This window comes from Jiangella endophytica (assembly GCF_003427025.1).
GTDB classification, from domain to species: domain Bacteria; phylum Actinomycetota; class Actinomycetes; order Jiangellales; family Jiangellaceae; genus Jiangella; species Jiangella endophytica.
Genome location: NZ_QVAI01000001.1, coordinates 911,574 through 927,147 on the forward strand (window position 1 = coordinate 911,574; position 15,574 = coordinate 927,147).

At 70.5% G+C, this 15,574-nt stretch carries 10 protein-coding genes; 7 read left to right on the top strand and 3 right to left on the bottom strand.

The genetic code is table 11. The features are described 5' to 3' along the window. Positions 1–7: 7 nt before the first annotated feature. Positions 8–1,684 (bottom strand): ABC transporter substrate-binding protein, encoded by a 1,677-nt coding sequence (locus DZA62_RS04040; RefSeq protein WP_198663389.1) that lies wholly within the window; start codon positions 1,682–1,684, stop codon positions 8–10. A 331-nt stretch (positions 1,685–2,015) separates the two neighbouring features. Further along, the gene (locus DZA62_RS04045; protein ID WP_116947434.1) at positions 2,016–2,492 is read right to left on the bottom strand and encodes a cupin domain-containing protein; all 477 of its coding nucleotides are present in this window, start codon (positions 2,490–2,492) and stop codon (positions 2,016–2,018) included. 264 nt (positions 2,493–2,756) lie between these two features. Between DZA62_RS04045 and DZA62_RS04050 the strand changes: the two genes are divergently transcribed. The 7 genes from DZA62_RS04050 (at position 2,757) to DZA62_RS04080 (ending at position 12,143) form a co-directional block, all read left to right on the top strand. Beyond that, entirely contained in the window at positions 2,757–4,850 is a 2,094-nt protein-coding gene (locus DZA62_RS04050; RefSeq protein ID WP_157987459.1) for a M6 family metalloprotease domain-containing protein, read from the top strand. A gap of 215 nt (positions 4,851–5,065) precedes the next feature. After that, a complete protein-coding gene (locus tag DZA62_RS04055; protein WP_116947579.1) occupies positions 5,066–7,177 on the top strand; it encodes a metallopeptidase domain-containing protein in 2,112 nt (703 codons plus the stop codon). 86 nt (positions 7,178–7,263) lie between these two features. Further along, a complete protein-coding gene (locus tag DZA62_RS04060; protein ID WP_157987460.1) occupies positions 7,264–9,393 on the top strand; it encodes a peptidase M6 in 2,130 nt (709 codons plus the stop codon). 71 nt (positions 9,394–9,464) lie between these two features. Beyond that, entirely contained in the window at positions 9,465–9,920 is a 456-nt protein-coding gene (locus DZA62_RS04065; protein WP_116947437.1) for a hypothetical protein, read from the top strand. Then, positions 9,917–10,468, top strand: coding sequence for a TlpA family protein disulfide reductase (locus tag DZA62_RS04070; RefSeq protein ID WP_116947438.1), 552 nt, complete (start codon positions 9,917–9,919; stop codon positions 10,466–10,468). The genes DZA62_RS04065 and DZA62_RS04070 overlap by 4 nt, the downstream gene beginning before the upstream one ends. A gap of 66 nt (positions 10,469–10,534) precedes the next feature. Further along, the gene (locus DZA62_RS04075; protein WP_157987461.1) at positions 10,535–11,848 is read left to right on the top strand and encodes a PucR family transcriptional regulator; all 1,314 of its coding nucleotides are present in this window, start codon (positions 10,535–10,537) and stop codon (positions 11,846–11,848) included. Next, positions 11,796–12,143, top strand: coding sequence for a hypothetical protein (locus tag DZA62_RS04080; RefSeq protein WP_116947440.1), 348 nt, complete (start codon positions 11,796–11,798; stop codon positions 12,141–12,143). Before DZA62_RS04075 ends, DZA62_RS04080 begins: the two co-directional genes overlap by 53 nt. A 961-nt stretch (positions 12,144–13,104) precedes the next feature. Here DZA62_RS04080 and DZA62_RS04085 read toward each other — a convergent pair. Next, on the bottom strand, positions 13,105–15,465 hold the full coding sequence (locus tag DZA62_RS04085; protein ID WP_157987462.1) for a M6 family metalloprotease domain-containing protein: 2,361 nt from the start codon (positions 15,463–15,465) through the stop codon (positions 13,105–13,107). Positions 15,466–15,574: the final 109 nt, after the last annotated feature.

Sequence of the window (15,574 nt, forward strand, 5' to 3'; positions counted from 1 at the left end):
GTGTCGATCAGCCCTCGATGTCGACCAGCTTGAAGTACTCGAGGCTGACCGGCGACGGGGTGTAGCCCGTGATGTCGCCGGCGAGCGCGAGCAGCGGCTGGTTGTGGACGAACGGGACGCCGGGGATGTAGTCGTAGAGCAGCTGGTTGATCTCCTGGTAGAGCGTCTCGCGCTGCGCCTGGTCGGTCATCCCCAGGGCCTCGTTCAGCTTGCCCTGGATGGTCGGGTCGGCGAAGCCGAACTCCGGCCGGTCCTGGCGGAAGAACGTGCCGATGAAGTTGTCCGGGTCGGCGTAGTCGCCGGTCCAGCCCAGCAGGTGCAGCTGGCCGAGGCCGTCGCCCTGGATGTTCTGCAGGTAGTCGGGCGTCCACGGCACCGTCTTCGGGACGATGGTGAAGCCGACGGCCTGCAGGTCGGCGGCGAAGGACTCGTACACGGCCTGCGGGTCCGGCATGTACGGCCGCGACACGTCCGACGGGTACCAGAACTCCAGCGTCAGGTTGGTCTCGCCGGACTCCTGGATGAGCTGACGGGCGAGGTCCGGGTCGTACTCGTAGCCCTCGATGCCGTCGTTGTAGCCCCACTGGTCCGGCGGGAGGAACTGGTTGGCGACGACGGCACCCTCCGGGTACGCGGCGTCGAGCAGCCCCTGCCGGTTCAGCGCGTGCGAGATGGCCTGGCGGATCTTCTCGTTCTGGAAGATCGGCAGCTTGTTGTTGAAGCCGACGTAGCCGACGTTGAACGCCGGGCGCTCGACGACCTGGTCGCCGTTGCCCTCGATGGCACCGATGTCGGCGGCGTTGACACCCTCGTAGGCGTCGATCTCACCGGCCTGCAGCGCCTGGAGGCGAGCGGTCGGGTCGGCGATCGGCCGGAAGATGATCTCGTCCAGCGCGGGCGCGTCGCCCCAGTAGTCGTCGTTGCGCTCCAGGACCAGGCTCTCGCCGCGGTCCCAGCTGACGAACTTGAACGGGCCGGTGCCGGCCACCACCTCGGAGCCGAAGCCGCCGCTGTAGGTGAAGGAGTCGCCGGACGCCACGATGTCGGTGCCGCCCTCCTCGATGGCCTTCGGGCTGGCGATCGAGAACGCCGGCAGCACCAGGCCGGCCAGCAGTGCCGACGACGGCTCGGTCAGCGTCAGCGTGGCGGTGAGCTCGTCGGTCGCCGCGCAGGACTGGTAGCGGCTGGTGTCGGGCGCGGAGTCGACCTCCTTGGTGGCGAAGCCACCGAACACCGTCTGCCAGTAGTAGGTGACGTCACCGCTCTGCGCGGGGCCGGTGAAGTTGTACCAGCGGTCGAAGTTGAAGCAGACCGCCTCCGCGTCGAGCGGCTCGCCGTCGTGGAACGTGACGCCTTCGCGCAGGTGGAACGTGTAGGTCAGGCCGTCGTCGCTGACCTCCCACTCCTCGGCCAGGCCGGGCACGACCTCGGTGCTGCCGGGCTCGAGGGCGACCAGGGTCTCGTAGACCTGGAAGATCACGCGGAACGACTCGCCGTCGGAGACGTAGGCGGCGTCGAGGGTCTTGGGGTCCTCGGACGAGCCGAAGATGAAGGTCTTCGGGTCGCCGTTGTCGCCACTGCCGGTGTCACCCGAGCCGGCGTCGTCGCCGCCACAGGCTGCGGCCAGCAGCCCGACTGCGGCGGTGAGGGCGACGAGTCGCCCTGCCTTGCGGTGCACACGCATTGGTCCTCCTTGGTTCGACATGCGACAAAGCCGAGGGGGGCGGCCGGCTCGCGGATCTGGCGTCGGGACGCTCAGTAGGCTTGTGGCACCTCGGAATCCACCACCGGCACGGGCGTTCCGCGGCACCACAGAGCACACATCTACCATCACAGCGAACTCAGTGCGATGTGCTATTGCACTACTGTGTCCTAATCGTAACGCGGTCGATTGCCCGCATTTGTCCCTACTCAGTGGAGGTCGGATAGCGCGCTGCTGCAGGCATGACGGCGTGTCGGGGCGCCGGCCGGACGGTGGTGGCGGCCGGTCGCGGGCGACGTCCGAGTGGGGCCGGTCAGAGCGGGTCGGACACCGCCAGGGGCGGGCCGACGAACTCGAGACCGTGGGCGTGCCCGATCGTGGCCAGCTGGTCGAAGTCGATCGGCGTGGGCAGGGTGGCGGACTGCTCGAAGAAGCGCTCCAACCCCGAGGGTGCGGTGACGATCAGCAGCCGGCCGGGCGTGTCGCCGACGTTCTGGAAGCAGTGCGGCGTGCCCCGCGGCCCGAACGCCATGCCGCCGGTCGACGCCCGGAGCAGCCGCTCGCCGGCTTTGAAGCGGAAGTCGCCGTCGAGCACCCACCACAGCTCGTCCTCGCGGACGTGGGCGTGCAGTGCCGGCCCGCTCCCGGGGTGGACCAGCAGCTCGGCCACGGTCATCGAGCCGTGTGTTGCCTGGGTGCCGGCCTTGATGACGATGGTGTCGCCGGTCGGGGTCGGCAGCGTGCGGCCGGATCCGGGTGGGACGGCGAACGGCGGGACCTGCTCGGACATGTCGCCTCCTCGCGCCGGTGTACCGCGCGGCCGATGTGGCGCGGGCCGGCCGGTGGCGACGACTCGCGGCGATCCGGGCGGTGCTGCCGTCAGGCTACGCCGCGGGAGGCGAGTGCGGGAGGTCTTCGAGGCCTCGACCTACTTGTTCAACGTGACCGGTGACAGTACAATATTACTCTCGTTTCGCCTATACCGGCACAGAATCACCGCATCCCGGCGTCGCCGTCCGGTGACGCCGTCCCGCACCCCTGCCGAGGAGGATCTGTGTCTCCGACTTCGTCGCGACGCATCCGCCGGGTGCGGGCGCTGCTGATCGCCGTGGCCGCGTCCGCTCTGCTCTTCCCGCAGCTTGCCGGTGCCGAGGGCGCAAGCCCGTCCGGTGCCGCGCCGCTCGTCCCGATCGACCCGCAGGACTGGGACAGTCAGTACGACCTCACCTGGGACGACTTCGTCCCGGTGCCGGGCGTGGACTGGACCGATCCGGAGCGGGAGCCGTCCGTCGACACCTGGCGGGCCGCGCTCGTCCTGGTCGACTACCCGAACATGCCGTTCCAGATCAGCCAGCCGGAGGGGTCCACCATCTTCGGCAACCCGATCGGCGTCGGCGACGTCCCGCGCGAGGACGTCCCGTCGTTCTATCGCGACCTGCTCAACACTCCGAGCGAGCTCAACCACCGGCAGACGCTGAACTCGTACTGGATGGAGGACTCCTACGGCCAGTACGGCGTGGACGTCGACTCGTTCGGGCCGTTCCGGATGCCGCGCAACCACTTCGAGTACGGCAACTCGCCGTACGGCAACGCCGCCAGCTGCCCGCCGGGCTTCACCTGCAACGGCAACTTCACCCGCGACGCGCGTGCCCTGTACGAGGCGAGCGTCCCGGCCGAGGTGCGCAGCCAGTACGACCTCGTGTTCTTCATGGGCGCCGGCCTGGACGAGTCCACCGCCTGGCAGGTGTTCGGCGAGATGATGTTCGACTCGCCGGAGGACGTGCCCGACGAGTGGGGCCCGCCGGCCGAGTTCGACCCGGACGGCGTCATGACGAACTGGATGCCGACCCGCTACATCCCGTGGACCACCTGGGCGGCCGGTTCGTTCACCTGGGCCAGCGCCGGCGGTGGCAGCGCCAACATGGCGGAGTCGTCGGGCACTGCCGGGTTCGCGCACGAGTTCACCCACCTGCTGGGGCTGGGCGACAACTACAACGGCGCCTTCGCGGTGCCGGCCCAGCGCACCTTCACCGGCCAGTGGGACATGATGAGCCAGGGCTCGTGGAACGGCCCGACCGGCATGCACACCCGCTGGAAGGTCCCCGCCGACGGCGGCTCGACCGTCGGGCCGCACCACAGCATCCGCAACAAGCTCGAACTGGGCCTCATCGACACCGGCGACATCGTCGACCTCAGTCGCACCGGGCTGGCGTCGTCCGGTGTCGTCGTCACGAAGGTGCGGGCGCGAGCGGCGGGTCCGCAGGAGGACGAGCTGCTCGGGGTGCGGATCCGGCTCGACGGCGCCGCGCCGGTGGACCGCACGCCGTCCTGCCACCCGTCGACGGCCGGCCCGGAGTGCATGGGTCAGAGCGACTACACCAACTACACGCTCGAGGTGGTGCAGCAGCTCGGCGTCGACTCGTACACGCCCGGCAACGGCGTGCTGATCTACAAGAACAAGGACCGCGCCAGCAACTGCGGCACGGCCACCTGCTTCTCCTGGCTGATCGACCCCAACCCCGAGGACATCGGGATGGTCGACTTCTACCAGCCCGACGGCACGCCGCGGATGGTCGTCACCGGCGACCCGCGGCAGGTCAACGACGCGACGTTCAACGCCGGCACGAACTCGGGCACCTCGTACGAGTGGGTCGACGAGGCCAACCGGCTGCACTTCTACGTCGTCGACGTCGAGGAGGACGCCGACGGCGTGCGCACCTACACCGTCGCCGTCCGCTCGCTCGACGGCGACGGGCCGCAGGAGCGAGGTGTCGCGGTCGACGCCGGCGTGCCCAACCGGCACACCCCAGGCAAGGCGGCCACCTGCACGTTCCCGCTGGAGAACACCGGGAGTGCGGCGCCGGTCGACGCGTCGGCGCACCCGGGCGACGTCTCCGACGAGGTGGCGGCCGACGTCTACCGGCTCTCGGTGACGTCGTCCGGGGCCGGCTGGGACGCCGAGTTGTACAACGAGCTGGCCGCGAGCCGGTTCGGCGGCACCGTCGAGGTGCCCGTGTACGTCACCCGCACGCCGGGGGCGGTCCGGTCGACCACCGTCACGCTGACCGCGACCTCGGAGAGCGACCCGTCCGCGACGGCGACGGCCACCTGCGTGGTCGACGTCGCCGCCACCACTGTGCGGCGCTGACGCACATCCCAGCCGGCGCCGCGTGCCCCGCCCGGGCACGCGGCGCCGGCCGGGATCCGTGTCGTCCGGACGCTCTTCCGCAGCGCGCCCGGCCGTCCGGACGTGCGGTCACCGCCTCCGTTCGGGGGAGTGACGAGAAAATGTGCAATGTCGTATTTTATCTACACCAAGCCGCTGCCCGGGTCTCGGGCAGTACGTAAGGAGAGCGCATGCGCATGAGCCTCAGCAGGACGAGCGTCGCGAGGCGGTGGCGGCTGGGACTCGCCGCGGCCGCGGTCACGACGCTCGTCGTCGGCATGGCGGGCGCCGGTCAGGCGGCGCCGCCGGACTTCGAGGTCCAGCCGATCGACCCGCAGAACTGGAAGAACCAGTACGACATGACCTGGGACGACTGGACCGACATCCCGGGTACCGAGTGGAACGACCCGGATGCCGTGCCCAGCGAGCGGGGCCTGCGCATCGCGCTGGTGGCGGTGGACTTCCCGGACCAGCCGTTCGTCATGACCCAGGAGAAGCAGAGCGACCTGTTCGGCAACCCGCAGATCGACCCGATCTCGCGGGACGAGGTGCCGCAGTTCTACCACGACTTCTACATGGTCCCGAACGAGTACAACCACGGCCGCACGATCCAGGAGTACTGGATGGAGCAGAGCCGCGGGAAGCTCGGCGTCGAGGAGATGGACGTCTTCGGCGCGTACCAGGTGCCGCGGAACCTGTTCGAGTACGGCCTGAACGAGTGGGGCCAGCAGTCCGCCTGTCCCGAGGGCTTCACCTGTAACGGCAACCTCGACCGCGACGTCGACACCGTCTGGAAGGCCGACCTGGCCGAGAAGGGCATCCCGTGCCCGGACAACCGGTGCGGCTACGACGTCATCCTGCGGGTCTACGCCGGCTACGACGAGACCAGCATCTGGCAGGAATACGGCGAGATGATGTTCAACACCAAGGAGGACATCCCCGACGAGTGGGGCCCGCCGGCGTCGGTCGACCCGGACAACTCCATGCCGAACTGGGCGCCCACGCGCTACGTCGAGTGGACCTCGTGGCGGGCCGCGGCCCAGCAGTGGGGCCTCTCGTCGATCCGGCAGGCGGAGAGCTCGGGCACCATCACGCACGAGATGGGGCACTTCTTCTTCAGCATCGGCGACAACAACAACAACCCGTTCACCAACCGGCAGAACCCGCCGCAGCCGTTCCACCGGGTCGGCTCGGCGCCGTGGGACATGATGGACCGCGGCTCGTTCAACGGTCCCGGCGGTCACCACATGCGCTGGGTCGTCCCGCCGAACATGGGCGGCTGGTCGCCGTCGGGTCTGATGGTCCGCAACAAGCTGCACGCGGGCATCCTGCCGGCCGAGAACCTGCTCGACATCAGCCGTGAGGCGCTGGCCGACACCGGCGTCGTCGTCGACGAGGTCACGGCGCGCGCCGTCGACCCGGGCACCGAGGGCACCTCCGGCGTCAAGATCCGCCTGGACGGCGAGGGCCGGCCCGACAGGACTGCTCCCTGTGATATCAACACCGACCCGTTCTGCCACGGCAACACCGGCTGGGACCACTACACGATGGAGGTCGTCGACCGGATGGGGTTCGACTCGTTCAACCCCGACACCGGCGTCGTCATCGCCAAGAACAAGACCCGCGAGGACCGCAACAACACCTGCGGCTACAACTGCTTCAACTGGGTCATCGACGCCAACCCCGAGGACATCGGGCTGGTCGACTTCTACAAGCCGGACGGCACCCCCGTCATGGCCACCATCGCCGACCACCGGCAGCTCAACGACGCCGCGTTCCACGCCGGGCTGGAGTCGGGCTCGGAGTACGAGTACGTGGACGAGGCGAACCGGCTGCACTTCTACGTCATCGACCTGGAGCGCGACGAGGACGGTGTGCTGTCGTACACGCTGGCCGTCCGGTCGCTCGACGGGTCCGGTGACCAGGAGCGCGGCGTCGAGCTGGGCGAGGGCGAGGTCTCGGGCATCCGCGCCAGCCAGGCGGCGCAGTGCACCTTCCCGCTGACCAACACCGGCGCGGCCGCCACGAACACCGCCGGCCACGTCAGCGACGTCACCGGCAAGGCGGACAGCGACGTGTACCGGCTCTCGGTCGAGTCCAGCGGCAATGGCTGGTCGGCCGAGCTCGACAACGCGCTCACCACGGCCGGTGCCGGTGAGTCCGTCGAGGTCCCGGTCTACGTCACCCGCGAGACGCCGGCGGCCCGGAACACCACGGTCACCCTCACCGCGACGTCGGAGAGTGACCCGTCGGCCACGCAGCAGATCAGCTGCACCGTGGCCGTGAAGGACACCAACCCCCGGCGGTGACGCCGGTCGTCCCATCCCCATGACGACCGGCCCGGGCCCGTCCCTGTGACGGGCCCGGGCCGGTCCGAATGACCGAGGAGACGCAGATGAGACTCATGCAACGACCCCGCCGTTCGCTGCGCGCCGCAAGTCTCACGTTCGCCGCCGCAGCCCTCGTGCTCGGGCTGTCCGCCGGAGCGGTACAGGCCGACCCGCCCGACTTCGTCGTCGAGCCGATCGATCCGCAGAACTGGAAGAACCAGTACGACATGACCTGGGCGGACTGGACCGACATCCCGGGCACCGAGTGGAACGACCCCGACGTCAAGCCCAGCGAGCGCGGTCTGCGCATCGCCCTCGTCGCGGTGGACTTCAAGGACGTCCCGTTCGTCATCACGCAGCCGAAGGGGTCCGACCCGTTCGGCAACCCGCAGATCGACCCGATCGCGCGCGAGACCGTGCCGGAGTTCTACCGCGACTTCTACCTGACCCCGAACGAGTACAACCACGGCCGCACCATCCACGAGTACTGGATGGAGCAGAGCCGCGGCCGCCTCGGCGTCGACGAGATCGACACGTTCGGCCCGTACACGCTGCCGCGCAACCAGTTCGAGTACGGCCTCAACGAGGGCTGGATCCGCGACGCGCCGGGCCAGCACTGTCCCGAGGGCTACACCTGCAACGGCAACGTCGAGGGCGACACCGACAACCTGTGGCGGGTCGACCTCGCCGAGCAGGGCACACCATGTGTCGGAACCCGCTGTGGTTACGACGTCGTCCTGCGCGTCTACGCCGGCTACGACCAGACCTCGGTCTGGCAGGAGTTCGGCGAGATGATGTTCCAGACCAAGGAGGACGTGCCCGACGAGTGGGGCCCGCCGGCCTGGCTCGACCCCGACAACGAGATGCCGAACTGGGCACCCACGCGCTATGTCGAGTGGACCTCGTGGCTGGCGTCGTCGCAGCGCTGGGGCAGCGCCTCCATCCGGCAGGCGGAGAGCTCGGGCACCATCACGCACGAGATGGGGCACTTCTTCTTCAGCATCGGCGACAACAACAACAACCCGTTCTCGGACCGGCAGAACCCGCCGTCGCCGTTCCACCGGGTGGGTTCCGCGCCGTGGGACATGATGGACCGCGGCTCGTTCAACGGCCCGGGCGGCCATCACATGCGCTGGGTGGTGCCGCCGAACATGGGCGGCTGGGCGCCGGCCGGACTCATGCTGCGCAACCGCATGCTGGCCGGCATCGCCGACAACCTGGTGGAGCTCAGCCGGGAGAACCTCGCGACCACGGGTGTCTTCGTCGACGACGTGACGGCGCGGGCCGCCGACGCCGGCGCCGACGGCACGTCGGGGATCCGCATCCGGCTGGACGGCGAGGGTCTTCCGGACCGCACGCCGGACTGCGACGCCAACGCCGACCCGTTCTGCCACACCGACCGCCTGGCCAACGGCACGACCGGCTGGGACGACTACACCGTCGAGGTCATCGACCGGATGGGCTTCGACTCGTTCACGCCGGACAGCGGCGTGATGATCGCGAAGAACAAGCCCCGCGGCTCGAACACCTGCGGCTACAGCTGCTTCAACTGGACCGTCGACGCGAACCCGCAGGACATCGGGATGGTCGACTTCTACCGGCCGGACGGCGCGCCCGTCATGGCGAGCATCGCCGACCACCGTCAGCTCAACGACGCGCTCTTCCACGCCGGCACCGACTCCGGCTCGGAGTACGAGTACGTCGACGAGCACAACCGGCTGCACTTCTACGTCATCGACCTGGAGCGCGACGACGAGGGTGTGCTGTCGTACACGCTGGCGGTGCGGTCGCTGGACGGTGCCGGATCGCAGTCCCGCGGCGTGGCGCTCGGCGAGGGCGAGGTCGAGGGCATCCGGACCAGCCAGGCGGCGCAGTGCACGTTCCCGCTGACGAACACCGGCGAGGGTGCGTCGGCCACCGCGGGCCACCCGACCGACGTGGCGGACCAGCTGGACAACGACGTGTACCGGCTGTCGGTGGCGTCCAGCGGCAACGGCTGGACGGCGCAGCTGGACAACGCGCTCACCACGGCGCGGGCCGGCGACACCGTCGAGGTGCCGGTCTACGTCACTCGTGAGACGCCGGCGGCGCGCGAGACCACGGTCACGCTCACCGCGACGTCCGAGAGCGACCCGGCGGCCACCAGGTCCGTCACCTGTACGGTTGCGGTCAAGGACACCAACCCGCGCCGTTGATCTCGAGTGGGCACCCGGGCGGCGGCGCGTGCTGCGTCGCCGCCCGGGCTCCCGGGGAGGGGACACATCCCGTGCAGAAGGTGCGTGGCTGGGCGGCGCTCGCCGCCGTCATTCCGGTGGTGCTGGCCGGGTGCTCCGGATCGTCCGACGAGGCGTCCGGGGCGTCCGGGGCGGACGAGGCGGGCGTCGTCAGGGTGCTCATCCCGGACGGCAACCTGCGCCGGCTCGGCGAGCCGTGCAACGGGGCGGGCGCGTTCCGCTCCGTCCACGCCGAGGCGACCTTCACCGTCGAGGACGGTGACGGCGTCGAGGTGGCACGCGGCGAGCTGCCGGGCGGCACCGCGGAGCAGATGATGGACGTCAGCTTCCGCGAGGGCATGCGGCAGCCGACGATGTGCGTCATGAACGTCGACGTCGAGGGGCTGACCTCGTCGGACGGCTTCGAGTTCGTCGTGGGCGACGGCTTCACCGCGCCCATCGAGCCGAGCGATGACACGGAACTGATCGGAGAGGTGTTGATCTCGTGAGGCGGGTTCTGACCGGTGTGATCGTCGCGGTGCTGGCGCTGGCCGGGTGTTCCGGGTCCGACGACCCGGCCGCGGTCTCGTTCGAGCTGCCCGGCGAGGTGCCGAGCGACGTGACGTTCATCGACGCGCCGCCGACCGCGCCGCCGGCGCCGTCGTTCGAGCTGGAGCTGCTTGACGGCGCCACCCTCGACCTCGCCGAGCAATGGGCGGAGCGGCCGGTGGTGCTGGTGTTCTTCGAGTCGTTCTGCGAACTGTGCGCGCAGCAGCAGGCCGACATCACCGCGCTCAGCGAGGAGTACCGCGACGCCGTCCTGTTCGTCGGCGTGGGCAGCGCGAGCAGGGCGGACGACGCCGCCGAGTACGTCCGCGAGCACGACATCACCTACCCGGTCGGGTTGAACGCGGACGGCGAGATCTTCCGCCGCTACGGCGTCGACGAGCCGCCGCTGGTGGCGTTGATCGCCCGCGGCGGACAGCTGGTCCGCGGCTGGCCCGGCGGCGTGGACGACCTCGGTGCGCAGCTGACGGAGTTCGTCGTCGCCGAATGACCGTGCCGGATTCATCCCATTCATCCGGGTAGCATGTGATATGTTACTGCGCGGGCGGAGGTGACCATGGAACTCTCGATGCAGCAGATCCTGGAGAGCCTGGCGCAGCGGGTGGGGCGGCCCGCCGTGCTCGAAGACCGGTTCATGCGCCTCCTCGCGTTCAGCTCGCACGAACGGCCGATCGACGACGTGCGCGAGGACTCCATCCTGCGCCGGCACGCCTCGTCCGAGGTGCGCGGCTGGCTCAAGCGGTTCGGGCTGCCGAACCAGCGCCGGCCGCTGCGGCTGCCCGCCAACCCGGAGCTGCACATGCTGCCCCGGGTCTGCGTGCCGGTCGTCTACCGCGGCAAGCTGCTCGGCCACCTGTGGTTCGTCGACGCCGACGGCAGCATGAGCGACACCGACCTCGACGCGTGCATGCAGGGCGCGGCCGAGCTGGGTGAGTGGCTGCACCGCGAGAGCGTGGCCAGCCTGTTCTCGTCCGCCCGGCTGGCCGACACCATGCACATGCTGCTGAGCAGCTCACCGATGAGCACCCAGGCGGCCCGCAGCCTCATCGACGCCGGCTACATGCCGGCGCGCGACGGCGTCGTGGCCGTGGTGCTGCAGGGCGTGCCGCGCCGTTCGTCCGCCGTCGACATCGAGGACGCCCTCGCCCAGGGCGTCGCCGACTTCCGCCGCGTCGTCCGGCGCGGGCAGGCGCTCGACCTCATCAACCGCGACCACGCCGTCCTCCTGCTGTCCTGCGCCGGCGACCACGACATCTACGTCGACGAGCGGGTCGAGACGCTGGTCGACCTGATCCGGACCGCCCTCGCCGCCGGCGGCTCCGACGCCGCCCTGGTCGTCGGCGTCGGCAGCCGACGCGACGCGCTGGAGGACGCCTACGCCTCGTTCCGCGAGGCCCGCATGTCCGCCGACGCCGCCCGCCTGCTCCCCGGCCTCGGCGACGTCGTGCACTGGTCCCGCCTGGGCATCCACCAGATCGTCGTCAAACTGGCGTCGCTAGGTGAGGAGGTGCCGACGGTCCACCCCGGCCTGGGCAACCTGCTCGACGACCCCGACGCGCTGCCGCTGCTGGAGACGCTCGAGACCTACCTCGACGTCGCCGGCAACGCCCAGCTCACCGCCGAACGCCTCAACCTGCACCGGACGTCGCTGTACTACCGGCTGCAGCGGCTGGAGCAGCTCGCGCACACCAACCTCAAGAGCGGAGCCGAGCGGCTGGCGCTGCACCTGTCGCTCAAGGTCGCGCGGATGACCGGCCAGTACGCACCCCGCCAGGCCGGCCTGACGGACGCGGCGGCGCCCGCGGGAGCGACCGCCGGTGCGACCGGCACCGACAACGTCACTCCGTTCCCCTCGGTCGCCTCCCGCTGACGCGCTCACTCCGTTCGGGGCGGCCACCGCCCGGGCGAGGCCTGGCGCAGTCGCGTGGACGCCCGAGACCGCGCTGCTGGCGCTTGCGCTGGCCGGCAACGGCGACCACGAGGACGCCGACCGGCTGCTGACGTTCCTCGACAGCTACCGCACGCCACTCGGCTCACTGCCTGAGAAGGTCGACTCCGAGGCCACTCCGGCCTCGGTCGCCCCCCTCGCGTGGACGTCGTCGCTGGTGCTGCTCACGCTCGCCGAACTGGAGGACGGCCTCCCGGTCGTGCCGGCCGCGCATTAGTCGCCGTTCCATGATCATCAACCGTTGGCGACGTCATGGCGTCGCTGACGGTTGATGATCATGGTGGGTGCAGGGTTCCGGCCGGTTGGGGACGTGGGCTTCTCGTTTGGTCGGTGGGCGGGCGCGACGGTGGTCCGGTGGGCGGGTGCACGGTGGACCGATGCGCCGATGCGCCGATGCGCCGATGCGCCGGTGGGCCGGTGGGCCGGTGGGCCGGTGGGCCGGTGGGCCGGTGGGCGGGTGCTCGCTGCGCGGTCGGTGGTCGTCGATCGCCGTTGTCGCGTTTGGGTGGGCGTTCGTGGGCGTGGAGCGGACGTCTCGCTCTGGAGGTCGGCGCGCTGGCGTCCGTCGCTCGGGTGTCGGCTGGGTTGGCTGTGGTTCCCGGGCCTCGTGGTGCCCGGCGTGGCAGGTGTGGTGTCCACGGAGTGAGATTTTCCGGCGATTCGGGGGCCATGCCTAGGACTGTGTTCGCTCTGCGAGGCATGCATGCCTGGTGGAGCGTGAGCACACCTGCTGAACGTGATCATTTCCGGGAGGGTTGGGCCGGGACGGCGGTCGTGTGGGGCCACGGGTCGGCGGGCGGACTCCGGGACCACGCCAGCGGAGCCCGAGGTGTGTCCAGACTCGCCCCGTCCCCCTGATAGCTGCCAGGTTCTTGGCCGCGGAATCGCGGGTCAAGCGGTCATCGCCGGCGCGAAGCGCCCGTCAGTCCGCTGGAGGCGCGGTTGCGCGGCTGAGAACATGGGCAGCAGGGGGACGGCGAACGGCACGAACCCAACACACGTCCACCCGAGCCAACGAGCGCGCCGAGCCAACGAGCGCGCCGAGCCAACGAGCGCGCCGAGCCGGCCGGACGAGCACGCCCGCAGCGAACGTGGCGCGGAAAGCGGGCCGGACAGGAACCGGCCACCGGGGCCGCCGCTGCGGTCGGCGGCACCCGGTGGCCGGTGGGGCGAGGCGATCAGTCGGTCGGCAGCTCCGCCGCCAGCGACACGAGCGCCGCGCTGATCAGGGTGCGGGCCCCCGTGCCGGCGAGGTCCTCGGCGTGACCCGTGAACCGCTCCAGCGCCCGCTCCGCCGCGCGGCCGGTGGACCGCTCGGCGATGTCCAGCTGCGCCTTCAGTCGCTGCTGCTCGCCCTGGGTCAGGAACCCGTCGGCACGGTAGTCCGCGAGCAGGCCGCGGGCGTTGTCGTAGCCGGCCTCGACGGAGTCGGCGGACAGCTCGACCTCGACGGTGACGGTGGCGTCCGCGTCGGTCTCGCTGGTGGCCGTGACGGTGAGCGTCGCCGTGTCGGAGGCGCCCTCGCCCGCGCTGGCGTAGGCCCAGACCGGCACGGTGCCGCCGGCCGCCGCCGCCTTGATCTCGTACGGCAGGGTCACGTCCCAGCCCTCGCCCTCGACGGTCGAGGTGATCCGGTACACGTCCGAGCCGTAGATGCCCGCGCCGGCCTGGCCGGTGTTGGTCAGCGGCAGGTCGACCAGGGCGGTCGAGTCGCCGACGGCGTACGTGGTGGCCTCGCCCAGGGCGACGCCGCGCTCGTACGGACCGGCGGCGTCGGTGTTGCGGACCGCGACGTCGTAGAACAGCTCGCCCGCCCCGTCCCGGTAGGTGTCCAGGACGTAGAAGTGCAGCTTGTTCGGTGCGTCGACGTACTCGTACTCGCTGCCCGACGCGGTGCCGGCGTGGAACGTCGCGTCGTCGAGCTGACGCGGGTCGCCCTTGACGACGGGGACCGGCTCGCCGCCCGCCTCGGTGGCGTTGCCCGGCCGGTAGAAGTCGATCCGGCCGATGTCGTTCGGGTTCGCGTCGACCAGCCAGGCGCGCGGCGAGCCGCTGTTCCGGGACTGCCCGATCAGCACGCCGTGCCCGGCGACGAAGGAGTCGTTGCCGACCCGCTCGACCACCTCGACGTTGAACTGGTTCCAGGCGGTGCTGCTGGGCGTGCAGAAGAACGGGTCGTCGGTGCGCGCCTCGCAGGCGCCCGGGACGAACGCGCTGTCGAGCGCGACGCTCAGGCCCACCAGGTCACCGTCAGGGATGTACTCGCGGCCCTTGATCGGCGTGACGGCGACGCCCTCCTGCGCGAGACCCGCCCGGGTGAGGCTGACGAACTCGTTCGCCTTGACGACGCCGAGCCGGCCCTGACCGGTGGTCTTGAAGTACAGCGTGTGGTGCGGGCCGAGCGCCGAGCCGCCGGCGTTGGGGACCTGCCAGCGGTTGTGCGTGCCACCGGGACCGTTGAACGAGCCGCGGCTCATCATCTCCCAGTAGCCGGTGCCGGCTCGGCCGGTGCCCGGGTCGAACGGGTTGTTGTAGTTGTCCGGCAGCCCGCGCAGGTGGCTGAACTCGTGCGCGAACACGCTGAGGCCGGAGTTCTCCGCCTGGGTGGACGTGCCGCCGCCGGCGTTCGGCCAGTGGTTGGCCGCCGACTGCCACGAGGTCCACGGGACGTAGCGGGTCGGGACGGCGTTGGGGATCGGGTTGCCGGCCGCGTTGAGCACCGGGCCCTCGGTCGCGCCGGGCGGGCCGAACTCGGGCGTGACGTCCGCGGGGGTGCGGAACATCATCTCGCCGAACTCCTGCCAGGTCGACGTCTCGTCGTGGCCGGCGGTGACGTAGAAGCCGTTGTCGAACCCGCACAGGGTCGTGGTGCAGCCGATGTCCGCGCGCCAGAGCGCGCTGGCGTCGTTGCGTAGGTTCTTGTTACACGAGTCGCCGGCCGGGCAGATCGAGTTCGGGCCGGTGACCGGCGCGTTCGACTGCGCGCCGTACTCGTGCAGCTTGCCCGGCAGCAGATAGGGGCCGAAGACCTCGACGGTCGCGCCGATGCGGCCGTGGCTGGTCTCCATCCAGTAGCCGTGCAGCGTCTGGCCCTCGTTGTACTCGTTGGGGACCGCGTAGTAGTCGTAGAACCACTGGTTGAGCTCGTCGTGCGCCACCGGCTTCCACGGCGGCAGCGGGTTGCCGAACGGGTGCGACTCCGGTTCCTGGCTGATCAGGAACGGCTGGTCGGTGTACTCCACCAGGATGACCGCGGTGCGGTACTGGCTCTCCGAGCCCTGGCTGGTGGTGTCCTGGTTCCACTCCTCGGGCCGGACCGGGACGTAGTCGTCCCAGGTCATGTCGGCCTGTTCCTTCCAGACCTGCTGGTCGACGGGGACGATCGGGCTGGTGCCGGCGTCGTCGGCCACACCGTCCTCGGCGTTGGCCGTCACGACGCCCGCCGAGGCCGAGAGTGCCAGCGCCGCCGCGCCGACGATCGCTCTGGCCCGCCAGGCCCTCCCGCGTCTCGCGGGCCGCCGTTCTGTACTCGCCGTCACTGCGCCCTCCCATGAGTAGACGCCGGTCCGCGGGGGATGGCGGACCGGTCCGGCGACCGTAGGCCGTGGGAGGACCCACGGTCACCGGACAGGTGCATGGACATCTACG